The organism is Acidimicrobiales bacterium (assembly GCA_016794585.1).
Lineage (GTDB): Bacteria > Actinomycetota > Acidimicrobiia > Acidimicrobiales > DATDAH01 > JAEUJM01.
Window position 1 is genome coordinate 59118 of sequence record JAEUJM010000001.1, and the last position, 26356, is coordinate 85473.

General features: G+C 70.9%; 17 protein-coding genes. 10 read left to right on the plus strand and 7 right to left on the minus strand.

The annotated features are described in order from the left end of the window. Window positions 1-24: 24 nt before the first annotated feature. Window positions 25-1413: a hypothetical protein gene (locus tag JNK12_00260; GenBank protein ID MBL8774322.1), complete on the plus strand. Its 1389-nt coding sequence runs from the start codon at window positions 25-27 to the stop codon at window positions 1411-1413. Between the two features lie 51 nt (window positions 1414-1464). Here the strand turns inward: JNK12_00260 and JNK12_00265 are convergent, their stop codons facing one another. Further along, a complete protein-coding gene (locus tag JNK12_00265; GenBank protein MBL8774323.1) occupies window positions 1465-1953 on the minus strand; it encodes a DUF1579 family protein in 489 nt (162 codons plus the stop codon). A gap of 30 nt (window positions 1954-1983) precedes the next feature. On the opposite strand from JNK12_00265, the gene JNK12_00270 reads away from it, so the two are divergent. From JNK12_00270 to JNK12_00290, 5 genes are all read left to right on the plus strand, one after another. After that, entirely contained in the window at window positions 1984-3366 is a 1383-nt protein-coding gene (locus tag JNK12_00270) for a beta-glucosidase (protein ID MBL8774324.1), read from the plus strand. 314 nt (window positions 3367-3680) lie between these two features. After that, window positions 3681-4229 carry a hypothetical protein gene (locus tag JNK12_00275; protein MBL8774325.1) on the plus strand — a complete coding sequence of 183 codons (549 nt, stop codon included), beginning with the start codon at window positions 3681-3683 and terminating at the stop codon, window positions 4227-4229. Between the two features lie 193 nt (window positions 4230-4422). Further along, a complete protein-coding gene (locus JNK12_00280) occupies window positions 4423-10923 on the plus strand; it encodes a hypothetical protein (protein MBL8774326.1) in 6501 nt (2166 codons plus the stop codon). Window positions 10924-11914: 991 nt separating this feature from the next. Further along, window positions 11915-12814: a sterol desaturase family protein gene (locus tag JNK12_00285; protein MBL8774327.1), complete on the plus strand. Its 900-nt coding sequence runs from the start codon at window positions 11915-11917 to the stop codon at window positions 12812-12814. 7 nt (window positions 12815-12821) lie between these two features. Further along, the gene (locus JNK12_00290; protein MBL8774328.1) at window positions 12822-13448 is read left to right on the plus strand and encodes a TetR/AcrR family transcriptional regulator; all 627 of its coding nucleotides are present in this window, start codon (window positions 12822-12824) and stop codon (window positions 13446-13448) included. Between the two features lie 19 nt (window positions 13449-13467). Here the strand turns inward: JNK12_00290 and JNK12_00295 are convergent, their stop codons facing one another. Genes JNK12_00295 through JNK12_00310 form a run of 4 tightly spaced genes read right to left on the minus strand, consistent with a single transcriptional unit; the run spans window position 13468 to window position 18194 of the window. Continuing rightward, window positions 13468-14535, minus strand: a complete 1068-nt coding sequence (locus tag JNK12_00295; GenBank protein ID MBL8774329.1) for a hypothetical protein — start codon at window positions 14533-14535, stop codon at window positions 13468-13470. Next, window positions 14535-16055: a PQQ-binding-like beta-propeller repeat protein gene (locus JNK12_00300; GenBank protein ID MBL8774330.1), complete on the minus strand. Its 1521-nt coding sequence runs from the start codon at window positions 16053-16055 to the stop codon at window positions 14535-14537. Before JNK12_00300 ends, JNK12_00295 begins: the two co-directional genes overlap by 1 nt. A 55-nt stretch (window positions 16056-16110) precedes the next feature. Next, entirely contained in the window at window positions 16111-17517 is a 1407-nt protein-coding gene (locus JNK12_00305) for a HAMP domain-containing histidine kinase (GenBank protein ID MBL8774331.1), read from the minus strand. Next, window positions 17514-18194, minus strand: coding sequence for a response regulator transcription factor (locus JNK12_00310; GenBank protein ID MBL8774332.1), 681 nt, complete (start codon window positions 18192-18194; stop codon window positions 17514-17516). Before JNK12_00310 ends, JNK12_00305 begins: the two co-directional genes overlap by 4 nt. 121 nt (window positions 18195-18315) lie before the next feature. Here JNK12_00310 and JNK12_00315 point away from each other — a divergent pair, with 121 nt between their 5' ends. Together JNK12_00315 and JNK12_00320 are read left to right on the plus strand one after the other, a co-directional pair. Next, a complete protein-coding gene (locus JNK12_00315) occupies window positions 18316-19587 on the plus strand; it encodes a cytochrome P450 (GenBank protein MBL8774333.1) in 1272 nt (423 codons plus the stop codon). Between the two features lie 52 nt (window positions 19588-19639). Further along, window positions 19640-21328, plus strand: a complete 1689-nt coding sequence (locus JNK12_00320; protein ID MBL8774334.1) for a carotenoid oxygenase family protein — start codon at window positions 19640-19642, stop codon at window positions 21326-21328. Window positions 21329-21331: 3 nt separating this feature from the next. Here JNK12_00320 and JNK12_00325 read toward each other — a convergent pair whose 3' ends face one another. Further along, window positions 21332-21925 carry a TetR family transcriptional regulator gene (locus JNK12_00325; GenBank protein ID MBL8774335.1) on the minus strand — a complete coding sequence of 198 codons (594 nt, stop codon included), beginning with the start codon at window positions 21923-21925 and terminating at the stop codon, window positions 21332-21334. 110 nt (window positions 21926-22035) lie between these two features. Between JNK12_00325 and JNK12_00330 the strand changes: the two genes are divergently transcribed. Continuing rightward, window positions 22036-23820 (plus strand): MFS transporter, encoded by a 1785-nt coding sequence (locus JNK12_00330; protein ID MBL8774336.1) that lies wholly within the window; start codon window positions 22036-22038, stop codon window positions 23818-23820. Between the two features lie 29 nt (window positions 23821-23849). Continuing rightward, on the plus strand, window positions 23850-25541 hold the full coding sequence (locus JNK12_00335; protein MBL8774337.1) for a hypothetical protein: 1692 nt from the start codon (window positions 23850-23852) through the stop codon (window positions 25539-25541). Here the strand turns inward: JNK12_00335 and JNK12_00340 are convergent. After that, window positions 25538-26350 carry a phytanoyl-CoA dioxygenase family protein gene (locus JNK12_00340; GenBank protein ID MBL8774338.1) on the minus strand — a complete coding sequence of 271 codons (813 nt, stop codon included), beginning with the start codon at window positions 26348-26350 and terminating at the stop codon, window positions 25538-25540. The genes JNK12_00335 and JNK12_00340 overlap by 4 nt on opposite strands. Between the last annotated feature and the right edge of the window lie 6 nt (window positions 26351-26356).

Consider the following 26356-nt stretch of genomic DNA (forward strand, 5'->3'; position numbering starts at 1 on the left):
GGCGTCTCCTCCTGGGAAGGGCGGATGACGTGGACCGAGCGTCCCGACGACGAGGAGGTGGCCGTGCAGCGATCGACGGTGGTGGTGCGAACGGGGATGGTGGGCCTGGTCGCCCTCTTGGTGGCCGGCGTGATCGTCGGCCTCGGGACGGTGGCGGCGAGCGAACGTGCGAGCGTCCGACCCCGGGCCGCGGTGGTGCCGTCGCCGCTCGCCTTCGCTCGATCGGGCGACCGGGTCGTCAGTGTGGACGTGGACCGCGCCGAGGTGGCGGTCTCGGCCCGGCGGGCGGTCGGCAGCATCGACGGTCGCCTCCTCTTCCAGGCCGTCCCGGGCCCCGGTGGCGGCGCCTCGCTCGTGACCCTCGACGCCCGCACGGGTGACGAGCAGTGGCGCCAGCCCGTCGCCGCCGGACTGTCACCGATCGTGGCGTCCCAGGACGGCGGGGCCGTGGTGCTGGCCGGGACGGTGGCGGGGTCGTCTACCACCTCCGGCTACCCGGCGCCCCGCACCGAGACGACCCTCTCGATCGCCCGACGGGGCGCCGAGGTGGAGGCGCACACCTTGCGGGGCAACTACGAGCCCGAGGCCTTCTCCCGTGACGGGGACCGGCTGTACCTGATCAAGTACGTCCCCGCCGAGGCGCCCACGGGGTACCAGGTGCGCCAGCTCGACCTCGCCACAGGCGACGTGAGCGGGGTGGAGAGCGTCGACATCCGACCGGGCGCGGTCATGGGCGGCTCGGCCCGGGGTCGGGTGATGGCCCCCGACGGCAGCCGCCTCTACACGCTCTACAGCGTTCCTGCCGGGGTGCCCGACGGGCTGCACGGCACCGACACCGAGCGGGGACGGGCCTTCGTCCACATCCTCGACCTGGAGGAGGGCTGGGCCCACTGCTTGCTGCTGCCCGACCCGATCGGCGTCGAGGCCATGGCGACCGGCCCGATGGCCATCAGCCCCGACGGGGGGACGCTCGCCGTCGTGGATCCCGGCTTCGACGGCCTCAGCTCAGGCGGTCGCTCGACGGTGGTCACCGTCGCGACCGACACCTTGATGGTGGGGCCGGTCCACGAGGAGCTCGGCCCACGCTGGCCGACCGCCGCGGCCGTGGGTGCCGACGGCGCCGTGTACGTGGCCGGCTCCGGCGGGCAGGGCCGCCCACGGGTGGACGTGGTCGACGCCGACGCGGGGACGGTCCTGCGGGGTTGGACGACCCGCACCGCGGTGCAGGCCATGAGCGCCCAACCGCGCGGCAGCCTGCTGCTGGCCGAGCCCGAGCGGGCCCGGGTGGTGGTGATGCACCCGGGCCGGGAAGGTGGACGGTCCATCACCCTCCCGGGGGAGGGCCTGGTGGCCGTGGGTCCCGCCGGCATCACCCTGCCCGACCCGCGCGACGTCCTGGAGTGCGCCTGCTGATCCCGAGGGCGGCGCTTCGGGGTCCCGTCCGACGATCGCGTCGGGCGGGCCTCAGCGGCTGCGGCGGTCCCAGTTGGCCCGGCGGTAGGTGCCCTGCATCGCCGGCGACCAGTTGGTGCCGTCGATCGAGGACTCGGCCCGCAGGGTGAGTGCGTCGCCGTCGGCGAGGGGAGCGCCGAAGGCGAGGCGCACCCTGCCCCGCGTGGTGACGCGCTCGAACACGAGGTCGTCACCGTGCCAGTCGCCGAGGGCCGGGCTGCCCGGGTCCTCGCCGTGGTCGTCGAACCAGTGGAGCGTGCAGCGGTCGCTGGCGGCGTCGAAGCCGAGCACCGCGTGCACGAGGCGCGTGATGGAGCCGAACTGCTCCTGCTGGTAGTCCATGACGAGGAAGTGCCCGCCCAGGCCCATGTTGGTACGGAAGCGTCCCGTCGCCTCGCCCACGGCCCCGCCGGCCTCGTTGTACACCGTTTCCGGGCCGGCGTAGGCGCCGGCGAGGCGGGCGAGACGGGCGTGCGTCGGTCGCAGGGTCGCTGTCTCCATCCAAACCCCGTCGGCAGTACGGTCACCGCCATGAGCGAGCAGACCGCGCCCGACCTCTTCGGCCTCGCCGCCAGCGACTTCGGCGACGACTTCACGTGGGGCGTCGCCACCGCGTCGTACCAGATCGAAGGCGCGTGGGACGAGGACGGCAAGGGCGCCTCCATCTGGGACACCTTCACCCACCGCACCCGGCGGCCCATCCCCACCGTGCTGACGGGGGAGAACGGCGACGAGGCCTGCGACTTCTACCACCGCTACGAGTCCGACCTCGAGGTGATGGGCGGCCTCGGCGTGGACGCCAACCGCTTCTCGGTGTCGTGGCCCCGCATCCTGCCCGACGGCACCGGCCGGGTGAACGAGGCCGGCCTGGACTTCTACTCACGGGTGGTCGACGCCACCCTCGCCAACGGCATGGCGCCGTGGCTCACCTGCTACCACTGGGACCTGCCCCAGGCCCTGCAGGACAAGGGGGGATGGGCCAACCGGGACGTCGTCGGCTGGTTCGAGGAGTACGTCGGCGTGCTCGCCGACCGCCTCGGCGACCGGGTGAAGCACTGGATGATCTTCAACGAGCCGCTGTCCTTCGTGTACGGCGGCTACCTGATGGGCGCCCACGCCCCCGGCATCCTCAGCTTCAAGGGTGCGGCGGCGGCGGTGCACCACGTGAACCTCTGCCAGGCGGCCGGTGCGTCGGCCATCCGCGCCCGTGTGCCCGACGCGACGGTGGGCACCACCCACGTCATCAGCCCGATGCACACGTCGAGCCCGATGGGCCTGTTCCAGGAGGCGAGGCGCAAGGCCGACGCCATGGCCCACGGCGTGTTCCTCGAGCCCAACTTCGGGATGGGCTACCCGCAGGACGCCGGCCCGTTCGTCGCCCAGATCGAGCGCAACGTGCGCCCGGGCGACGAGGAGGCGATGACGGTCGACTTCGACTTCATCGGCGCCCAGTACTACTCCGCGATGCGGGCCCTCCCCGTCCCGGTCCTCGGCGGCCTGCCGCTGCGCCTGCCCCTCCCCAAGGGCACCGACCGTGACCAGATGGGCCACTGGAACAACCCCCAGGGGCTCTACGACGCCATCGAGGTGGTCGCCCGCTACGACCGATGCCCGCGGATCGTGGTCACCGAGAACGGGGCCTCGTTCCCCGACGAGGTCGAGGGCGAGGGCGAGGGCGCCCGCGTCCACGACCTGCGCCGCATCGACTACCTGCGTAAGCACCTCGGCGCGGTGGCGCGGGCCAAGGCCGACGGCATGCCCGTCGACGGCTACTTCTACTGGTCCTTCATGGACAACTTCGAGTGGGCCCTCGGCTACCGCCCCCGCTTCGGCCTCGTCCACGTCGACTTCGCCACCAAGGCCCGCGTGGTGAAGGACTCCGGCCACTGGTTCCGCGCCTTCCTCGACGCCTGACAGGCGGCGGCCTGATGGGGCGCGGTCGCCAGTGACTGGCCATCGATCGACGCGTGTGCGGTGGCGACCCTGACGTGGTCCTCCCCGCGGCCGGGCTGGTGGCCGATGCCGCGGGGCCGCTAGGTCCTCCGGTCGCGGCGGGCACCTCGGCGATGTCGACGACTTGCGGGTGTTGAGGGCAAGGCAACCTCGCTGGCCCGGCCGGCGGCAGCGTCGCCGCTGCTCGTCGCTGTACGCGGCTGTCTATTGACTTCCGCGGCGGGGGGGGGGTTCCCTCTCATGATGGGCGCGGCGGCGGGCGGGTGGGTCATCTGGTGAAGGAATCGGACGCGGCAGCAGAGGCTCGGCTGCGTTGGGGATGGCTCCTTGCGGTGATGCTGGTCGTCGGGTGCGCCGCGTGCAATAGCGACGGGGGCGGCGATCGAGGGTCGTCACCGACCTTCGGGGAGCCAGAGCCGGATGCGGTGACGGATGCAGCGTTGGTGGACTCGGCGGTCGAGGTGGTGGTCGAGACGGAGGACATGTCGGGCCCCGAGCGCCGGTGTGTGCGCCTGCGGCTGGAGCAGCAGCCCGAGTTGGCCGCGGTGCTGACCGGTTCGGGAGCTGGGGTGGCGGGTCGAGCGGCATCGTTGGTGGCGGACTGCGGGCGCGCGCTCGAGTTGGCGGACGTCTTTGCCGGCCAGCTCGGGGGCGGCGGGGGAGCGGCGGAGCAGGCGTGCTTGACGGACGTGTTCCTCGGTCTCTCGGCGACGGAACGGGTGGGGGTGACCGCGGCGGTGACAGGGACGGGAGACGACTCCGACATGGATGCGGCGGCCGAGATGGCTGACGGGGTGGCGGAATGCCGCGACGCAGAGCGGTGATGAGGATGTACTGCGGCGGCGAGCACCTCGGTCGCGGGCCTGGAGGGTGTCGGAGCAACGGGGGAGGCTTGTGATGGCGGGACGACTGCGACTGGGTGCGTTGTGCGCGCTGATGGGTCTGGGGGCGACGATGTTGTCTTGGGTTCCGACGCCTGTGTCCGCGGTCGGTCCTGTTGGTGCGGAGCCGCCGGACGTGCCGGTGGACCCGATCGCTGCGTGGAGTTGGGGCTACAACGGGAGGGGTTACCTGGGTGTGGGTACGGCGTCGTTGATCAACCCGGGTGAGCTGAACTCGACCTCGTTGGCTCTACCTGTCCACCTACCTGGTGACGTCACCGACGTCTCGGCTGGACACGATCACGTCCTGGCCGTTCGGGAGGATGGTGACGTGTGGGCGTGGGGGAAGAACGCCTATCGCGAGGTCGCTGCTGCGGGACCGGGGGTTCGCAGCACTCCTGGTCTTGCCTACGACGGCGGGGATGCGGTGAGGGTGACGGCCGGCCGTGAGTACTCGTTGGCGCTCCTCGACGACGGGACCGTCGTCGGGTGGGGCCGCAACGATTGCGGACAGCTGGGTCGTGGGAGTCAGACGACGAGCGGCCAGGATCCGGGACCGGTGCCTGATCTGGACGGTGTCGTCTCGATCGCGGCGGGCGAGGAGTCGTTGGCCGTGCTCGACGACGGGACCGTGTGGCATTGGGGCCACCCGACGGGTGACGATCCGGACACGTCGTACCCGTGCCTCGACGAGCCGGTGCAAGTAGCGGGCTTGAGTGACATCGTCGAGGTCAGCACTGGCACGAACGGTGGCAACAACCCGATGTACCAGACGCTCGCCTTGGATGCCGATGGGGCTCTGTGGGCGTGGGGGTACATGAACGGTCTCGAGGGAGTCTCGGGTTTCACAGCAACACCCACCGAGATCACGGGGTTGGCCGGTGAGGTGGTCGACTTCTCGGTCGGTGTGGATCACAGCCTGGCGCTGCTCGACGATGGGACCGTTTGGGGGTGGGGCGGGAACTTCATGGGGCAACTGGGTGGCGGCACGACCTCCGAGTTCGAGGAGGATCCGGTGCAGGCGGGGATCTCTGGCGTGGTCGATGTGAGCGCGGGTGCGGGGATCTCACTTGCGATCGACAGCGGCGGCCGGTTGTGGTCGTGGGGGCACGACTACCTCGGTGGGCTGGCGAACGGGAATCGGGATGACAACCCGGAGGAGTTCGCGCGGCCCGTCCCGACGCGGACAGTCGGCATGAACCACATGACGATGGTGAGTGCCGGGGGAGCGAGCTTCTCGGTGGCGTTGGGGACGATCAGCACCCGCTTGGCGAACATGCTGGGGGTGTCGCCCACTGGAGGCTCGGCGGCGGACCCCGTGAACACCGGGACCGGCAGCTTCTACGACCGTACCGTCGACCTTGCCGCACCCGGCGGGTCCTACGGTTTGGAGTGGTCCCGGACCTACAACGCCATGGATGAGTTGTCGGTGCCGGACCCGGTCTCGCAGCGGGTCGGGGTACTGGGGGTCGGTTGGACGACGCCGCTGGACGTTTCGCTCCGGGAGATGCCGTGGGGGCTCGAGTTGCGCACCGAGGACGGCCGGCGGGTCACGTTCACCCCTGATCCAGAGCACGCTCTCACTTGGCTCGGCCCGGTTGAGTTGTACGCGACCGTGACCGAGGACACCGGTGCATCCACCCGGACGGTGTTGTTCGACAGTGGTGAGTTGTGGACCTTCGATCTCGACGGTCGCCTGCTCGGCAAGGACGACGGGCAGGGCCATTCGGTGGACGTCACCTACCAGATGACCGCGCCCTACACCGCTGGCGGCCTGGTCGCCTACAATGGGTCGAGCGAGGCCTATTCGATCGGGTTCGCGGACTCGAACGCGGACGGGCTGATCGACACGGCCACTGGGCCTGACGGCGCCGAGGTCGACTACCTGTACGAGGACGGGCGGCTGGTGTGGGCGTCGCAGCCGCACCTGGCGACCGAGGATCCGGGCGGCGAGACCTTCACCTACTACCCGACGACGCACCAGCTCGAGACGATCACGACCGCCGTTGCCGAGAGCGTCGATGTGCAACGCATCCACAACGACTACGACGACCAGGGTCGGGTGGTCGAGCAGGTGCTGTCCAGCGGGGATGTCGCGACGTTCGACTACGAGGAGTTCAACTCGTCGACTCAGACCGCGCTGACCACGGTCACCCACGACGACGGCGACGGATCGGTCGAGACGGTGAAGTACTTCCATGACGTCGACGGGCGTCTCTTGGCGGTGGAGGACCCGTTCAACCAGTCGGCGTCGTGGACGTGGTTGCGCGATCAGCTCGACCAGACCGATGACCGCTCGGGGGCGCGCACGGACCCGACGTTCGACACAGCGGGGCGGCTGACGCGGGTCGATCTTCCCGACCCCGACATCGCTCACACGACCGAGGGGTGGATCGGCGCCACGTACTGCAACGAGTCCACCTCGAGCGACCCCCGGGTGCTCTCGGTCACCGCGGCGGACGGCACGGTCACCGAGTACACCTACGGCGCCGACACCGACGCCGGGTATCCGTGCGTGCCCGGGGAGTTCTCGCCGTCCTCGGTGACCACGGCGGCCGGTACCGACGCCGAGGCCACCACCGAGATTGGACCTGACACCGCGGGACCTGGGTTGCCGTCGTTCACCGAGGACGCGGACGGGGTGCGCACCGACTACTCGTGGGACGGCGCCACGGGGCAACTGCTCGCTTCGACGATCGATGACGACATGGGGCAGGCCGGCGTGCAGACCACGTACTTCGGCTACGACGCCGCCGGTCGGCCACAGGTCGTGCGCACCCCGCTGGGCAACGAGACCTGGACGGTCTACGACGGCGCCGGCCGGGTGAGCGAGGAGATCGGGCCGGTGCAGGTGTCGCGGACGTGCGGAGCGTCCTCGTGTGAGTTCGGGTCCACGCCCCCGGCGGGGCCGACGATCCACTACACGTACTGGCTCGACGGCTCCCTCCACACCCGCACCGACCAGGCGGACAAGGTGTGGACCTACGAGCGCGACTACTTGAGTGGCGGCGGGTGGACCGATACCGAGACCGAACCCGACCCCGACCACAGCGACGAGTCGGCTCCCGATATCCGGGTGTCGACTTACGACGCGGCGGGCAACCTCGTACAGGAACAGGTCGGGGACTCCTCTGATTCCGAGAACGACCCGCTCGCCACCACCACCCACACCTACTCGGATCTCGGCCGTCTCGAGCGCACCTCGAGCCCCGAAGGGGTTCTCACCTTCTACCGGTACGACGAGAGCGGCCGGCTCACCGAGACCACCGCCGGCACCGACAGCGAGGATCCTGACGACCCGGCGAAGACGGGGACCACGGACTACGACTTGCGGGGCCGGGTCACCGACGTGTGGGGCCCTCAGGGAGACGTCGACCAGGACGACAACGCCGTGCGGGCTCACACCCACTACGAGTACGACAGCGCCGATCGGGTGATCGAAACGGTCGAGGGCGACGGGGCCGACGCGCGCCGCACCTGGACCCATTACGATGAGGCAGGCCGCGTCCAGTACGAGATCACTGACCTGAACGGCGACGACGACGCCCCGGACGAAGCGGACCCCGCCCAGTGGGACCACACCGACCGGGTGGTCGAGTACCGCTACACGGACGCCGGCCGTCTCGCCGCCGAGGTCCACCCCCCGGTCGATGCGGCCAGCTACGAGTGGGGCGACGACACAGCCGAGGTCCAGATCGTCACGGTGATCGCCCCGGGCGGCACGTTCCGCCTCGAGTTCGAGGGACACGAGACCGACGCCGTGTCCGTAGACGCCCCTGCCTCGGCGTTGCAGGACGCGCTGTTGGACCTCCCTAACGTGTTCGACGGCGACCTCACAGTAACCGGCGATGACGGCGGCCCTTATACCGTCACGTGGGCCTCGGAGCGGGGCGACGTAGGTGAGCTCGACGGAGGTGGCGAGGCAGCCGAGGTGGAGACCACCACCGAGGGTTTCGGCCCGACCGTGACCCGGTACCGCTACGACGACGCCGGTCAACAGACCGACGTGATCGCCCCAGGCGGGCCCGCCGCGCACACCGACTACGACGCCGACGGGCGCGTGGAATCCGAGACCTCCCCCGGGGGTGCCACCCGCAGCTACGCCTACGACCCGGCCGGGCGGGTCGTGTCGACCACGACGCCGTCGCCGACCGGGACCGGCACCGCGGTGGCCACCAGCACCTACACCGACCGCGGTGAGCTCGCCACCAGCACCGAAGCGCACGACCCGGCAGACACCAGCTATCCAGCGACGGTCTACAGCTACTACTCGGACGGCACCCTGCGCACCGTCGCCGATCCTCGGGCCGAAGGTAGCTGCGCGTCAGCTTGCGTGGTCACCTACGGCTACGACGGGCGCAACAACCGCACCCACCGCACCACGTCGGCTCGCAACACCCCGGCAGGAAGCGTGCACAGCGTCGGCGAGACCTGGGAGTACAACCTCGACGACCATGTGACCGGGGCGTCCCGAACCGGTGCGGCCGGTCCCACCCTCTACTCGTATGCGGACGACAACGGTGAGACCGGACGGCTGTCGGCGATCACCCGCCCGAGCGGCCGGGTAGAGGCCCGCACCTACTGGGCGAGCGGGCTGGTCCACACAACGACGTCGACTCTCGGCGAGGATGACGTGACGGTGGAGCAGTGGTACGACGACCACGGTCAACGCACCCAGATGACCGACCCCCAGGGCGACACCACTTACACGTGGGATCGCACCGGGCAGATCACCGACTTCACGATGCCAGGCGTCCACAACGCCAGCTATAGCTACCGGTACACCTACGACCTCGAGGGCCGACCCGTCGGGCTCGTCTACAATCCCGCCCACGAGGACCACGAGCTCAGCCTGCGCGGCAGGCACGATCGACTCGGCCGCATGACGAACTCCGACGTGTACGTGCCCCAGATCGACATGTGGTGGCCTGCCGCCAACTACTCCTACGACGACGACGGCCGCGTCACCCACGCTGGTTTGAACAATGAGGTCGGTGACCGCAACTGGGGGTACCCAGCGAACCGTGGGCCGTTGGCGACCTCGTACGAGCAATGGGGCATCGCCAGCCAACAGATCCAGACGGGGCTCGCTTGGCGACACGATGGACGGCGCGCCAGCGAGGACACCAACGGCTACACGGCGGAGTACTCCTACGACGAGGCCGGCCAGTTGCTCTCCCGGGCGGTGACCGGCCCCAACAGCTACGCGTCGACCACCGGCTACACCTACGACCCTCGCGGGGTTCGCCTCACAGAGACCGTTGATTCAGCGGTGACGGGCTACACGTCGAACGACCTCGGCCAGATCACCTTGGTCGACCCGCCCGGCGCCGGGGCCGACACCACCTACTCCTACGACGACGACGGCCGCCGCACCCAGGTGACCGACGGCACCGACACCGACGCCACCACCTACGACCCACGCGGCCTGCCCACCACCATCGAGCACGAGACGGCGAGTGGGACGGCCATCACCGACCGTACCTACGACGGCGACGGCCGCCTCACCGGGGTCAGCACCGACGACCACGACTTCGACCTCACCTGGGACCCCACCCGGGCCGTTCCCCAGGTGCTCGAGAACTACCTCGGCGAAGACACCTGGAGCCGCAGCGTGTTCGGCAACGAACGCGTCGGCTACGAGTTCCTCGTGAACAACAGCACCGTCGCGTTCGGCTTCTACAGCTACAACTACGACGGCTCCACCCTGCCCGCACCCGACGCCGCCGCCCCCGTCGGCTACGGCCCCTACGGGACGCCCAGCCATCCACCCGACTCGCCGATGTGGCCCGGCTACCGGGCCGAGCTCCACCTCGACGGGCTCATCCACCTCCGCAACCGCGACTACGACCCCACCACCGGCACCTTCACCACCCCCGACCCCCTCGACAGCGTCGACGGCACCCCGACAGTCGGCAACCCCTACCCCTACGCCAACAACGACCCCACCAACCGTACGGACCCCCTCGGGCTCCGAGCGAGTGATTCGATCTTCGGTGGCCGACAGATTGGATGCGGGCTTGGCGCGCTGGGCATTGGGGGTCCTGCCAGGTGCGTGGGAATCGTGATGCCGAGAGTTGCTCCGGATGCGACCATCCTTCAGTTGATCAAGGCCGTACTGCCCGTGACAAGAGGCCTGGTGCAGTCGACCTATGTGGCACTCGCGAGTTGGGTTGCTGCAGATGATAGTCCGAACTACGACTACCACGGCGTGCCCCGATTCCAGCTCAACGCGACTGAGCAGTTCGTCTGCATCGATCTACTGCAGGTTGACTGTGGTGGGTATATTGAGGCGGCATACCGATCAGCGCTGAATGCTGCTATCGAGTTCGGAACTGGCAGTGGTCTTGGTCCAGCGAATGCCTTTCAGCACGCGCTCTGGAGCTTCCATGTGGCCGAGCGTTATGGCTTGGGTAGTGCAGCATATCTTCTTGCTGCGCATGAGAACATCCGAGACCAAGACCAATGTGGCCGCCAAATGGATGTTCACAATGATGGTGCTGGACTAGCCGTAAGTGTTGTAGTCGGAAGGTCTGCAGTAACATCAGGTCTCATGGCCTCGGTGGAAGGGCCGTATTGGGTGCGCCGAATCGTGGACACCGATTTAACTCGTAAATGCAAGGTGACCGACTCGTGAGTCAGGCGACGAGTTCGGCCACGGATCGAGACATCAGTTTGTCGCCTATGAGGACCGCAGGGTCACCATGACGCGGCGCTGGCTGGCAGCTCTTCTAGCCGTAGTAGCGCTGCTAGCCACAGCACTACTCATCAGGGCATACTTATCCGCTGAGCAAAGTGACGGCGCATCAGATGAATTCGCAGAGCTGCGCACGGATGCGGTCTTTCGTGTAATCCCACAGGATGCCCTTTTGCTGGACACTACTGAACGCACGAGGTGCACTAGTGACGGTTCTGATGAGACCGAACCATATATTGAGCGGCGGTTCGCAGTGCGAGATCTTGAGGCACAGGCCGTCTCGGAGCTAGAGGACAGCCTGCGGCGAGGCGGCTGGGATGAAATCCGCGCGGAGCCGGTACGGTCAAGCCCCGTCGATGCTCCGCCTCCCGGGGTTTACCTGATTTTCGAGAAGCGATTCGCGTCCCAAACCAATGAGGTGGAGGTCTCGGTGCAGGCTGGAGGGCTAGTCGTACTGCGGGCATCAATCGCCAGCCCGTCGTCTTGCTGACCTGGCGCAGGCGCACGCGATGCGGGCGCTGAGCGCTCGGCACGGCAACGACGGGCGATTCGGAGAGCCTTCGGACTGGGTGCCTCTCCACCCTTGGCCCGGCCAGCCGGGGTGGGAGCGCGGCACGCTGATAGCGCCGGTGCACGCGGATGCCCGCAAGGCGCTCGCTCCCCTTCTCTTGTTCTCTTGCTCCGATCGTCCTTCGACGAGCGTCGGCCTACCGCCGATCCGTCAGCCGGTTGACCGGCGCAAGCGCCAGCATGTCGCTACTGCTAGGAGCACAACTGCGACCTTGAGAGCCGACGAGTCGGGCTCACCTACGGCCCTGCCCGGGAGGACCACGACCTCAGCCTGCGCAGCAGCCAACGACCGTCGGTGGAGGGCAGGGAGCTTTCCAACAAAGATAGTGACAAGTCACTTTCTAAGTGTTACCGTCACCGCATGGAGCACCTCATCGTGTTGTTGGTGTCGGTCCCGGTGTACCTCGTGGGCATCGGGGTCGAGGCGGTGGCGCTGCCCCGCCAGAGATCAGCCGGTCGCGACGTCCTCGGCTACGAGCGCCGCGACACGGTGGCCAACCTGGCCATGGGCGCCGGCTCGCTCGTCATCGGCGTGGTGTACGCCGCCCTGTCGGGCGCGCTGGCCGTCTTCCTGTACCGGTTCCGCCTGACGGAGCTCGACGGGGCGTGGGCCTGGGTGGTGGCCATGGTGGGCTGGGACTTCCTCTACTACTGGACCCACCGGTGGGAGCACGAGATCCGCTTCTTCTGGGCCGGCCACGTCAACCACCACTCGAGTGAGCGCTACAACCTGTCGACGGCCCTGCGCCAGCCGTGGACGCCGTTCCTGACCCTCGTCACTTTCCCCCTGCTGGCGCTGGTCGGTGTCGAGCCGTGGCTCATCTTCGTGGCCGGCGGCCTGAACCTGCTGTACCAGTACTGGATCCACACCGAGGCCATCGACCGGATGCCGGCGTGGTTCGAAGCGGTCATGAACACGCCATCGCACCACCGGGTGCACCACGGCTCCAACGGCAACTACCTCGACAAGAACCACGGCGGCATCCTCATCGTCTGGGACCGCCTCTTCGGCACCTTCGAGCGGGAGGGCGCCCGGGTGCGGTACGGCCTCACGAAGGACATCCGATCGTTCAACCTCGGGGTCATCGCCTTCCACGAGTACTTCGCCATCGCCCGCGACCTGCGCAGCGCGCGGACGTGGTCCGAGCGGTTGGGCTACGTGTTCCGGGGGCCGGGCTGGGCGCCGGCGACGGGGGCCGATGCAGCGGCCGCACCGGTCACGGGCTCATCGGTCTCGGCGGAGGCCGTGCAGGCGGCATGATCGACGGGTGAGCCCGGACGCCCGCCCGCCTCGTCGCACGCAGGAGGAGCGCCGCGCCGCCACCCGCCAGGCCCTCCTCGAGGCGGCGCTGGAGACGCTGGTCGAGGTCGGCGTCGCCGGGTTCACCACCACCGAGGTCGTCAAGCGGGCGGGGACCAGCCAGGGTGCCCTGTTCAAGCACTTCGCCACCAAGGCCGACCTCTGGACCGCCACCATCGACCACCTCTTCGCCGCCCTCCGCGCGGACTGGGCCCGCGACGTCGAGGCGGTGCGGCCCGACGAGCGCAGTGCCCACCTGGCGGTCGACCTGCTGTGGCGCCAGATGCACGACGAGCGCCTGGGCGCCGCCTTCGAGCTCTACACCGCGGCCCGCACCGACGCCGTGCTGCGGGCCAGCCTCGAACCGGTGGTGCGGGCCCACGTGGCCAGCCTTCACGAGCTCTCGCGCCTCGCCCTGCCCGACGGCCTCGGTGATCCTGACGAGCTCGCCGGCCTGGTCGATCTCGTGGTGCTGGCCGTCCAGGGTCTCGTCATCGACGACATGGCCGCGCCCGACAACCGGGCCGGCGACCGCCTCCTCGCCACCATCCACGCGCTCGTCGACGGCGTCCTCGGGCCCCCGCCCGCCTCCTGACCAGGACCGAGGGAGCTGGTCAGGCTTCGTCCGGCGGGCCGAGGAAGAACTCGAACATCAACGGCGTGGCCTCGATGTCGAGCGTCGTGGGCCCGAACTGCTCCTCGAAGCCCGGCGTGGGCCGCCCGGGCCAGGTGTGGCCGCCGCCCTCGACCACGTAGAGGACGGTCTCGGCCTCGCAGCCCTCCCACGTGAAGCGCAGGACCTCGGGGGAGACCCGCTCCTCGACCCGCCCCGGCTCGCAGCCGTTGTGGGCGGCCCAGTTGTCCATGGCCACGTCGACGCCCTCGTGCTCGGGCACGTCGGCGGGGATGTCGCCCTTCCAGTAGTGCATGTTGGCGATGGTGGCGGCGTTGAGACCCCCGCCCTCGTAGGTGACGATGGGGTCGGCGTCGCCGTGGAAGGCCATGACCGGCACGGGCCGGTCGTCGCACACGCCCTCCTCGGCCGTGAACTCGACGCCGGCGATCGGGGCGACGGCGGTGATGCGGTCGGACACCTGACAGGCGAGCACCGACGACATCTGGGCGCCGTTGGACTGCCCCGTGCTGAAGACCTTGGTGGTGTCGATGCAGAGCTCGGACTCGAGCTCGTCGAGCAGCGCCTCCATGAACACGACGTCGGGGTTGTCGGGCACCGGGGCCGCCATCCAGAAGAAGGTGCCGTTGTCGACGAGGTTCGACGGGGACACCCCGATGAAGTCGTAGTCCTCGGCGATCTCGGCGAAGCCGGCGCCCGCGGGCACGAAGGTGTAGCTGACGGTGAGCGCGTGCAGCCCGAAGACCAGCGGGAGGGGCTCGGTGCCGTCGTAGCCCTCGGGGACGATGAGCTGGTAGCGCCCCTCGTTGCCGTCGACGGTGATGATCTCGTCGGTGGTGCCCGGCGCTGCCGCGGGGGTCACCTCGCAGCCGGCCGAGGGGGACGGGCCGGCCACGGTCGTGGTCGTCGAGCCGGCGCCATCCGCCGCCGTGGTCGCCGAGGCGCCCTCGCTCGACCCGCCGTCGCCGTCGGACGAGCAGGCGCCGGCCAGCAGGCCGGCGGCGGCCACGAGGGCTACGAGGGCGAAGGTCGTTCGGGTGGTGCGCATCATTGGTCTCCGGACTCCGGATGGAAGGTGAGCAGGCCGCCGTCGCCGGGGCCCTCGAACAGGTTGTAGCCGTAGCCCCAGAGCAGCTCGCCCTCGGTGATCGAGGGGCCCGAGCCGGTCTGGGCCGGGGCCTGGAAGCGCCAGAGCTCGTCCCCGCTCCCGGCGTCGAGGGCGAGCAGCAGGCCGGTGCTCGTGCCGACGAAGGCCACGCCGGGGATGGCGCTGACCGGGGCGTACACGGTGCCCTCGAGGTCGAGCTCCCACTCGACGGTGCCCGTGGCCGGGTCCAGCGCCGCCACCTTCGACTCGTTCAGGGGCGCGTTGTTCTCCGGGTTCCCGACGTTCGAGGTGACCACGAGCAGGCCGTCCACGAATGCGGCGGTGCCGATGGCGCCGCCGAGCATGCTCCCGGGCGTGAGCGACGTCTGCCAGACCTCCTCGCCGGTCTCTCGGTCGAGGGCGTGGTACACGCCGGTCTTGTCGCCGGCGCCGACCAGATCCCGGCCGTCCGAGGTCCAGAGGTTCGGTGCCGCGCCCACGTCGGCGTCCTTGCCGCCGCCGGCGCCGGCGGCGAACACGTCCGGGTCGGTGAACTGCGTCGACCAGACGACCTCGCCGGACCCGACGTCGAGGGCGAGGATGCTGTCGGCCAGCTCGCTGCTGGGCTCCTCGTAGGTGTTGCCCGTGCCGACGTAGAGCACCCCCCGCTCCGAGTCGACGGCCGGGGTGGACCAGATGCCCACCCCGGCGCCACCGGTCTCGTCCCCGGGGGTGGTCATCGTGCGCCAGACCCGCTCGCCCGTCTCGGCGTCCCAGGCGCCGATGGAGCCCCGGAAGGTGTAGTCCTCCTGGGGAACGGTGACCTCGCCGCTGGCGACGCCCTGGAAGACGAGGCCGTCGGCCACGACGGGCGACGACGAGATCATGGCGAACGGGTGTTGGTGGGTGGTGGCCTCCCACTCGATGACGCCGGTGGCGCGGTCGAGGCGGTGGAGCGTGACGCCGCTGGAGGCGAAGAGCCCATCGTCGGCGATCCCCACCGAGCCCATGACCGGCCCGCCGAGGGCCTGGGTCCACTGCTCCTCGCCCGTGGCCGGGTCGACGGCGTGCACCGTGCCCTGCCAGTCGCCGAAGTACGCCACTCCGTCGGCCACGGTGGGCGTGCCGGTGACGCCGGTGACGCCGTCGATCGACCAGCCCGGCACCAGGTCGGCGACGGAGGCGGCCGTGACCGCCGACGGTTCGGTGTCGAGGCGGCTGTTGGCGAGGTCGTGCCCGTACTGCACCCACCCCGGACCGTCGGCGTCCACGGTCGACCCCTCGGCGGCGGGCGCGGCCGTCGTCGTCGGCGGCGCCGAGGACGGACGTCCCGTCTCCTCACCGTCGGACGCGCAGGCCGTGACGAGGAGCAGGCCGATGACGAGGGCCCCGGACCATCGCCGCGCCGGCGCCCTGCGGTGCGCGTCGGTTCGGCGCGCCGCCGTCCCGCTCGTCGGTCGGCCCCCCGGCCCGCCTCCCATCCCGCCATCAGAGCACGGTGGCGATGTCCCGGTGCACGCGACGCTGAAGGTCTCTTCAGACAGGCAGTTCGACGGCGCTGCGATCCGCCGCGGGGAGCCGCACGGTGAAGCGGGCACCGCGGCCGTCACCGTCGCCCACGGTGACCGTCCCGCCGTGGCCGGCGACGATGGCGGCGACGATCGACAGGCCGAGTCCGGTCCCCCCGCGGGCGCCGGAGCGGCTGTCATCGAGCGTCGTGAAGCGCTCGAACACCCGCGAGCGATCGCTCTCGGGGATGCCCGGGCCGTCGTCGGTCACGGTGAAGACCACGGTCTCCCCTTCCTGTCGGACGGCGAAGGTGATGGTGCTGACGGCGTACCGGGCGGCGTTCGCCGCGAGGTTCTCGACCACGCGCCCGAGCTCGGTGTCGCGGCCGTGCACCTGACCACCGGACACCCCCGTGGTGTCGATGGACAGCCCGGTCGAGCGCTCGAGCGAGCGGGCCTGCGCAAGCACCAGGTCGTCGAGGTCGACGGGCCCGCCGAGGAAGGGTGCCGGTGCGCCGGCGATGCCGTCGGCCCTGGCCAGTTCCAAGAGGTCGTCGACGAGATCCGCCAGTGCGTCGACGGCGGCCAGTGCCTCCGCCCGTGAAGCGCGCACCGCGGCGAGGTCGTGGGGCTCGGACTCGAGCAGGGCGCGGACCCCGGTGATGGGGGTTCGCAGGTCGTGGCTGGCATCTGACACGAAGCGCCGCTCCCTGGTGAGCGCCGCGTCGAGTCGCTCGAGGAGGTCGTTGAGGGTGTCGGCCAGGCGGTCGAGCTCGTCCCCGGTGCCGGGGCGGTCCAGGCGACTGAGGTCCCGGTCGTCCATCGCCGCGGCGCTGCGGGCCATCGTGTCGACGGGGCGAAGGGCACGGCCGACGACCACCCACACGACCAGTCCCAGGAAGACCGTCAGCCCCGCGGTCATGGCGAGGAGGAGGCGCTCGAGCGAGCGCCGCACCTCGCCGACGTGTTCGGACGACTTGGCGAGCACGAGGGTGACCGACGGATCGACCGGTGACGGCTCGGTGAGCACGCGGACCGTGCCGAACCGAGCAGTCTCGGCCGTGGTGATCCCGCCGGGCCCCTTGCGCAACGGCGTGGTGAGGGCCGGTGCCCCCAGCGCCGCGTCGCTGGCGCCGAGCACGCGGCCGTCGGCGGCGAGGAACTGGACGTAGAGGTCGTTGGGCCCCTCCTCGGTGGGGAGCCCCTCGCCGCTCGTCAGCGCGCGGTCGACGTAGTCGGCAGTCGAGGTGAGCGAGGCGTCGACCTGCTCCAGCATCTCGTGCTCGAGGACCCCGATCACGGCGCGGCCGGCACCGGCCACGGCCAGGAGGACGACGAGCAGCGCGCCGGCGGTGATGCGCACCCGGAGGGAGAGCCGGCGCCGCCCTGTGCGACCGGCGGCACGACCGGCGGCTCGACTCACGGCTCGGCTCACGGTTCGACCGCATCGGTCCGGAGCCGGTAGCCCTCGCCTCGCACGGTCACGATCGAGCACTGCCCCACCGGGTCGGCCAGCTTTTGACGCAGATGGCCGACGTACACCTCGACGATGTTCTCGTCCCCGGCGAACGACGGGCCCCACACCCGCTCGAGGATCTCGGCCTTGGTGACGGTGTGATCGGCGTGGTCCATGAGGAGGGCGAGCACCTCCATCTCCCGGTTGGTCAGTTCGACCCCCACGTCGCCGCGGTAGCAGCGGCGACGGATCGGATCGAGGCGCAGGTCGCCCACGGCGGGCCAGTCCACCCGTCGTCGGGGACGGCGAAGCAGCGCGTGGACGCGCGCCTGGAGGACCACCGTGGAGAAGGGCTTGGTGAGGAAGTCGTCGGCACCCGTGTCGAGCCCTTCGGCCTCGTCGTACTCTCCCGACTTCGCCGTGAGCATGAGAATGGGGGTCCAGTCGTCTGCCTCGCGCAGCGCGCGACACACGCGGAACCCGTTCATGGTGGGCAGCATCAGGTCCAGCACGATGAGGTCGTAGCGGCCCGACCGTGCTCGGGACAGGCCCTCGGCGCCGTCGTCGACCGTGTCCACCGAGAAGCCTTCGGTGGTCAGGCAGCGGGCGACACCGCGCGCGACGGTCGGGTCGTCCTCGACGACGAGTACCTGCACCGCACCACCCTCGCACGCCACCCGACCCGTCGCGCCGGCGCTAGGCGTGCGGCTGAAGGTCTGTTCAGGGGGCTCGCGGGGAGGCCGTACCATCGAATCGAGCTTCCAGGAGGACCCTCCCATGTCTGAGACCAGCGTCACGCCCGTGCTCCACAGCGACCCACGCGGAGCCATCTTCATCACGCCGGACCTCTACCAGGACATGGAGCACTGGCACGAGGTGGCCGCCGAGATCCGGCGGGACACGCCCGTGCTGCGGGTCGAGGCCGAGGGGTGGCCGGCGTTCTGGGCGATCACCACCCACGCCGACGTGTTCGAGGTGTCCCGTCGCAGCGACATCTTCTGGAACACCGAGAAGTCCGCCCCTGGCCCCGACGGCATGTACGACCTGCTCCAGGCGATGGGCTTCGCCCTGCCCCGCACCCTCGTCCACATCCACGGCGACGAGCACCAGAAGTACCGCCAGGTCACCAACGACTGGTTCAAGCCCGCCGCGGTGTCGCGCCTCCAGCCCGCCATCGACAAGATCGCCGACGAGTACGCCGACCGCCTCGCCGACCTCGGCGGGAGCTGCGACCTCGCGCAGGACCTCGCCGTGCCCTTCACCCTCCACGTGATCATGACCATCTTCGGGGTGCCCGAGCAGGACGAGGCGATGATGCTGCGCCTCACGCAGGGGATCTTCGGCGCCGGCGACCCCGAGTACCTGGGCGACTTCTCCGATCCGATGGCCTTCCTCACCGACACGCTCGACACGTTCACCGAGTACTTCAGCGAGCTCACCGACGACCGCCGGGCCCACCCCGCCGAGGACCTCGCCACCGTGCTGGCCAACGGGACGGTCGACGGCGGCCCGCTCGGCGAGACCGAGCTGCTCTGGTACTACATCATCGTGGCCACGGCCGGCCACGACACCACGTCGTTCGCCTTCGCCGGGGGCATGGAGCAGCTGCTGCGCCATCCCGATCAGCTGCGGGCCGTGCAGCAGGACCCGTCGCTGGCGCAGAACGCGGCCGAGGAGATGATCCGCTGGACCAGCCCGGTGCGCAGCTTCTTCCGCTGGACCCAGGAGGACACCGTGATCGGCGACCAGCCCATCGCCAAGGGCGACGTGGTGCTCACCTCGTATCCGTCGGCCAACCGGGACGACACGGTGTTCGTCGACCCGATGCGCTTCGACGTCGCCCGGCCCGACGCCGACAAGACCCTGTCGTTCGGCCTCGGCATGCACTACTGCCTCGGCGCCCAGGTGGCCCGCCGCGAGGTGCGCACCCTTCTGGCCAAGGTGCTCGAGCGGGTCGACACCATCGAGCTGGCCGGCGAGCCCGAGTACCAGCGGGCCCACTTCGTCAGCGGCGTGAAGCACCTCCCGGTGACCTACACCCTCCGCTGACGACCCCGGAACGGACCTTGCCGCGGCAGGCTCAGGGGTGAACACTGTTCAGATGGCGACGCTGACCACGAACCTCTTCTGGGGGCAGGGAGAGCGCGACCATCGCCTCCGGGTGGTCGAGGGCCACTGGCCCGACGACGTGGAGGGGTCGGTGTTCATCGTCGGCCCGGACAAGCGTCGCCCCGGTGGCCACTGGTTCGGTGAGCACGGCCTCATCGAGAAGATCCGGCTCCGCCCGGACGCCGACGGCGCCATCGTGGTCGAGCACCGGCGGGTGGACACGCCGGTGAACCGGTTGCGCCGACGCTTCCCCCGGCTCTTCACGAAGGTCGCCTTCATGGAGCTGTCCCCGTTCGGGGTCACCAACATGGCCAACACCAACGTCCAGCCCCTCGACGACCGCCTCTTCGTCGGCTACGACGCCGGTCGTCCCGTCGAGGTCGACCCCGAGACCCTCGCGTTCCTCACCCCGGTGGGGGCCAACGACGAGTGGCTCCAGGGGGTGCCCGGGCTCGTCGAGCCACTGTGCGCCGTGGCCGCGCACCCGGCGCCGGACCACGACGAGCACGCCCTCTGGTTCGTGAACTACAGCCAGGTCTCCCCACCCGACGTGGCCGCCGACACCTATCTCGCCCGGTGGGACCTCGAGGGGCCCGTGCACCGGTGGCGCATCGAGGGGATGTCGCCCTTCGACTCCATCCACGACGTCAAGGTCTCGGCCGACCACGTCGTGTTCAGCGATCTCCCGTTCCAGGTGGGGCCCGAGACCTTCCGGGGCCTGCCGCCCTCGCAGCGCAACCAGGACCACACGAAGCTCTGGATCGTGGCCAAGGCCGATGTCGCCGCCACGGCACCGGGCGGCACCGTGCGCGCCCTCGAGGTGCGCCTGCCGATGCCCACCGGTCACCTCTACGTCGACGCGGACGAGCCCGACGGGCGCCTCCGGGTGATCCTCCAGCACGCGCCGCTCGCGGACCTCGTGCTCACGCTCACCGCCGACGAGCTCGACCACCGCAACGGCCGGCCCATCGCCAAGGACTACGAGGGCCTCATCGCGCTGGCGGTGCAGCCGTCGGTGATCGGGCGCTACGTCATCGACCCCGCCACCGGCGAGGTGGTCGAGGGTGACGTCGCCGTCGATGGCGAACGGGTGTGGGGTGGGGTCCTGCCCACCGCCGACACCTACCGGCCCGCCTCCCGGGCCCACCACCGCCAGCTCTGGTACGCCGGCGCCGGATTCGACCCCGACCTGATCCCCGAGACCTGGTGGCAGCTCTACCACGACGCCACCGACGGCGTGGTGGCCCCCGACGACCTCCCCGACGTGGCGGTCCCCGGCACCCTGTCCCGGGTCGACCTCGAGGCCATGAAGGTGGCCGAGGTGTGGAGCTACGAGGACGGCGCCTTCCCCTCGCCGCCGACGTTCGTGCCCCGGGCCGGCGCCGACGACCCCGACGACGGCTACGTCGTGGTCGTGGTGCACCGCAACGGCCCCAAGGAGATCCAGGTCTTCGACGCCGGCCATCTCGAGGCCGGCCCCCTGGCCCGAGCCACGGCGCCCGGCTTCAACCCCAACCTGATGCTGCACTCCTGCTGGATGCCCGACCGCGTCGGCCCCCGCACCAGCACCTACCGGGTGCCCCTGCGGCGGGACATCCGGGGCGCGGTGGCGGGCATGCCCGGCGTGCTCCGCAGCCTCGCCGCCATGGGCAAGGCCATGGCCGGCGCCGCCCGCACCTGAGGTTCAGGCGTCCAGGCCGTCGCGGAGGCGGTCGAGCACGGTGGTCAGGAGTGCGGTGAGGTCGCCGCGGCCGCCGTCCTCGACCCAGAGGTCGGTGGCGACGCCGAGGGCGGTGGCGCTGGTGGCCACGGCGAGGCGCAGGTCGAGCTCGCTCATGCGCTCGGCGCGCGCCGAGCCTCGGACGGCGTCGATCACGTCGGCGACCCAACTGTGGTGGCGCTCGATGGCCCGGCTCTGCAGCGCCGGCGTGGTGCGCACCACCTGGTGGCGGAGGAGCTTCAGGTCGCGCTCGTGCTCGTACTCGTCCACCACGGTCAGCACCGCCGCCCGCAGCGCCTCGAGGACCGAGGCGTCGGCGGGCTGTTCAGCGAAGCTCACGAGCAGGCGCTCCCGGGCGCCGTCGACGTCGCCGAACAGCACTTCCTCCTTCGACGTGAAGTAGCGGAAGAAGGTGCGGGGCGAGACGTCGCAGTCCTCGGCGATGTCGTCCACCGTGACCTCGTCGAAGCCGCGGTCGCGGAACTGGCGCAGCGCCGAGCGCACGAGTGCGTCCCGGGTCTGGGCCTTCTTCCGCTCACGGAGTCCGGTGGCCGCCATGCGGTCAGGGTACTCCCGGCGCCAAGAAACTGTCAGTCTGTGCCGTATTTCACAGTGTGACAGAGGTCAGGCACTGCCATCCTTGCCCCGACCACTGCGAAAGGGCCCCGATGGCGAGCGCCACCACCTCTGCACCGATCGACGACGGGCCCGCGGCCGCCACCGATCCCTACGACAAGCGCTGGTGGACCCTCGGGGTGCTCTGCCTCAGCCTGCTCATCGTCTTCGTGGGCAACTCGAGTCTCAACGTGGCCCTCCCCACGCTGTCCCGCGACCTCGGCGCCACCACCTCGCAGCTCCAGTGGGTCGTCGCCTCGTACTCGCTGGTGTTCGCCGGCCTGCTCTTCACCGCCGGCGCCATCGGTGACCGCTTCGGTCGCAAGGGCGTGCTCCAGGCCGGCCTGCTCGGCTTCCTCGTGGCCGCCGCCCTGGCCTCGGAGGCGTCGTCGATGTGGCAGCTCATCGCCTGCCGGGCGCTGATGGGTGCCGCGGCGGCGTTCATCATGCCGTCGACCCTGTCCATCCTCGTCAACATCTTCCCGCCCGACGAGCGCACCAAGGCCATCGCCATCTGGGCGGGCGTCACCGGCGCGGCCGGCGCGATCGGCCCCGTGGCCAGCGGCTGGCTGCTCGGCCACTTCTGGTTCGGGTCGGTGTTCCTCGTCAACGTCCCCATCGTCCTGCTCGCCCTCGTGCTCGGGGTCTTCCTCGTGCCCACGTCCAGGGACCCGGAGGAGGCCCGCCTCGACCTGGTGGGCGCGGGCCTGTCCATCGTCGGGCTCGGCTCGCTCGTCTACGCCCTCATCCAGGCGCCCGACGTCGGCTGGACCAGCACCGAGACCGTCGTCGCCTTCGTGGTCTCCCTCGTGGTGCTCGGCCTTTTCGTGGTCTGGGAGTCCCGCGTCGACGAGCCCATGCTCGACATGTCCTACTTCCGCAACCGCGCCTTCAGCACCGCCACCGGCGGCATGGTGCTGGTCTTCCTCTCGATGTTCGGGGTGATGTTCCTGATCACCCAGTACTTCCAGCTGATCCTCGGCTACTCCCCGCTCTCGTCGGCCGTCCGCTTCCTGCCCATGGCGCCGATCATGATCATCGTGTCGCCCCTCACGCCGCGGCTCGTCGCCCGATTCGGTGCCAACCGCACGGTGGCCGCGGGGATGGGGCTGGTCGCCCTCGGCTTCCTGATGTTCACCCGCCTCGCGGTCGACACCTCGTACCCGTACGTCCTGGCCTGTGTCCTGGCCCTCGTGAGCGGCATGGCCCTGGCGATGTCGCCCATGACCGCCGCCATCATGTCGGCCGTCCCGCCCCGGCGGGCAGGGGCGGGCTCGGCCATGAACGACGTGAGCCGCGAGCTCGGCGCCGCCCTCGGCGTGGCCGTGCTGGGCAGCCTGGCGGCCTCGAGGTACAGCGCCGCCATCGACTCGTACCTCGGGCCGCTCTCCGCGGGCGAGCGCAGCGAGGCGTCACGTTCGTTGGCCGGGGCCCTCCAGGCCGCGGCCCAGGCGGGGCCCGAGGCCGGCGGCCGGCTGGTCCAAGGCGCCCAGGAGGCGTTCGTCTCGGGTATCCACTTCGCCGCCTTCGCCGGCGCCGTCCTGGCCGGGGTCGCCGCCCTGCTCGTGTTGCGCTTCCTGCCCCGTCAGATCGCCCAGCACGGCGCCCTGCACAGCGGGGTCGAGGCCATGGAGGCCACCGCCGAGCTCGGCCTCGCCGGCGTGCCCCCTCGGGTCGCCGACGACGGCGACAACGCCGACAACGCCGACGGGCGGGATGGCAACGCCGGCGGGCGGGACGGCGACGCCGACGGGCAGGGCCGCGACGCCGCCGTCCACGAGGCCGAGGTCGGCGACGCCGGTACGACGCCCGGGCCGGTCCCGGTCCCGTCGTCCTGAGCGGGCCCGGAGGTGGCACGCTGGGGTGCGTGTCCGGCGGCGGGGCTCCTTACGACGAGAGCGTCTACCACCTCGATCTGTGCATCCTGGCCTACCAGCTGTACACCCAGACGCTGCTGTGGCCCATGGACCCCTACAGCGAGCAGATGGCCCGCCCGTGGACCAGCCGCCGTGACGCCTTCCTCGGTCGGGCCCGCAAGCGCTTCGCCGAGCGCCGGGTCCCGGCCCACCTCGACCCCATCCTCACCGACCTGCGCCGCCTCGGGCCCGTGCGCCCGTGCTTCGTCAAGCCCGAGCGGCTCGGCACGTGGGAGGCGTTCGACGCCCCGGCGGCCATCGCCGACCGCATCGGCGAGGTGTGGCTGTCGACCTACCGCTCGGCCGAGCCCGTGCTCGTGTGGCGGGCGGCGGGGGACCGGGCGGCCCGCCCCGACCAGCTGCTCTGCTTCGAGGGGCTCACCGGCCAGGTGTGGCGGCGGGGCGGTCACGGCAGCTTCCTCGGGTACGTGCTCGTGCGCGACCTCGGCGGCGCCGGTGAGCCCGTCGGCGCCGGCGACGCTTATGACGTGCACGTGGTGTTCCGGGGGAGTCGCAGCGGCTGGGTGATCCGCTCGGCGATGCGGGGCTTCTTGGCCGGCCAGGGCAACCCCGACTGGACCACGGCAATGGACCTGTGGCGCCAGGTCGAGGACCCGGCCATCTCCGGCACGGGTCGCTCGAGCCGGGGCTTCGCCCGCAGCATGGCCGAGACCCTCCCCAACATCACCCGCTGCCTCGACGCCATCGACCGGCCCGGTCCGCCGCGGGCCATCCACGTGAGCGGACACAGCCTGGGCGGCGCGCTCGCCACCCACTTCACCGCAGCGATGGTGCTGGCGGCGCCGGAGGGGTCGGCCCGGGCCCAGTCCTCGGGCGAGGCCGGCTGGCGCTCGTGGCCCTGGGACAACGTCCACCTCAGCACCTACGGGGCCCCGACGGTCGGCGACGCGTCCTTCCGGGCCGCCCTCGAGTACTCGGTGACCGCCGACCGGTACCTCATCGCCGGCGACCCGGTCGTCACCGACCGGGTCGAGCGCTTCGGCGTGCACGTGGGGGAGCAGCACCTGCTCGACCCGCCCGCCGACCTGCGCCCCAAGCGCCGCCCGTGGCAGCGCGCCGACCGCGAGCAGCGGGCCCGGGTGCGCCAGGCCTTCCACGCCCCCCAGATCATCCGACGCTCGCTCGTCGAGGCGCTGCGGGAGGCCGGCACCGACCTCTCGACCCTGCCGGCGTCGTCGGGAACGGACGGGCCCGACGCCCCGTGGAAGAGCTACGAGTCGCTCGGTGCCCTCCTCGGGGACCACCGCCGGTTCCGGGGCCGGCCGCAGAACCTCGAGGTCGTCCTGCGGGGGATCGGCGCCCAGCTCGTCACCTACCTCGAGCTCGCCGAGTGGACCCTCGGCCGGCGCCGGTCGTACCGGTTCCACCTCAAGAGCGCCCGCCAGCGCCGCCTCGTGACCGGCGCGGTTCGCCAGGTGATCGAGGCCATCCGCGAGATCGAGGAGGACCCCCGCGACCCCATCGCCAGCGAGCGGGTCTGGCTGCGCATCCGCGACGCCGTCAACGACGACGTGCTCCACCGCTTCCTCGGCCAGTGCCTGGTGCTGGCCCACCTGGCCAAGGTCCCCGACCTCCCCCTCCGCTCCTTCGGCGAGCTCCGGGTCTGCGTCGACGAGTTCTAGGGCGCCGGCGGCCAGACGGGGAGGCAGGCCGGCATCCCGAGGGCGGCGCCGGGGGCCAGGGCGGCGTGGTGCTCGTTGAGGGGGACGCCGGGGCGGGGCGCCCACGTGACGCCGTCGCCGCAGTAGCGGACGGACAGGGCGCGGCGCCGGCGGTCGGCGGAGCCGTTGGCGGGGGCACCGTGCAGCGTGCGGGCGTGGTGGACGGTCAGGTCGCCGGGCCGGAGGTCGAAGCTCAGCAGCTGGTCGGCGAGGGCCGGGTCGGCCAGCACGTCGGGCACGACCTCGCCCTCGGTGCCGGGGATGGGGTCGGTGGTGACGAAGAGGTTGGGGCGGAAGTCCCGGTCCCAGCGGTGGCTGCCGGCGACGAAGGTGAGGGTGCCGTTGGCCTGGTCGGTCGGGTCGAGGGGCACCCAGAAGGTGCACATGGCGTCGCCGGCGGCGTGGAAGTAGGCGGCGTCGGTGTGGAACTCGGTGCGGAGGGCAGAGCCGGGCTCCTTCACGAGGACGCTGTCCTCGTAGAGCCACACGTGCTCGCTGCGCAGCAGGTCGGCGGCGATGGCGGGCAGCGGGGACTCCGCGGCGAAGGCGCGGAGGTCGTCGCTCGTGCGCCAGTGGTCGGTGCCGGCCACGAAACGGCCCGAGCCGCCCGTCCCTGGCGCCGCCAGCACGCCCAGGTCGGCCGACTCGCCGGAGGTCATGGTGGCCTCGACCGGCGCCTCGATGCGCTCGAGCCATGCGTCGGGCACCGCCCCCCGCAGGCACACCACCCCGTCCCGCCAGAACGCCTCGACGTCCGCCTCGCTGATCATGGTCGC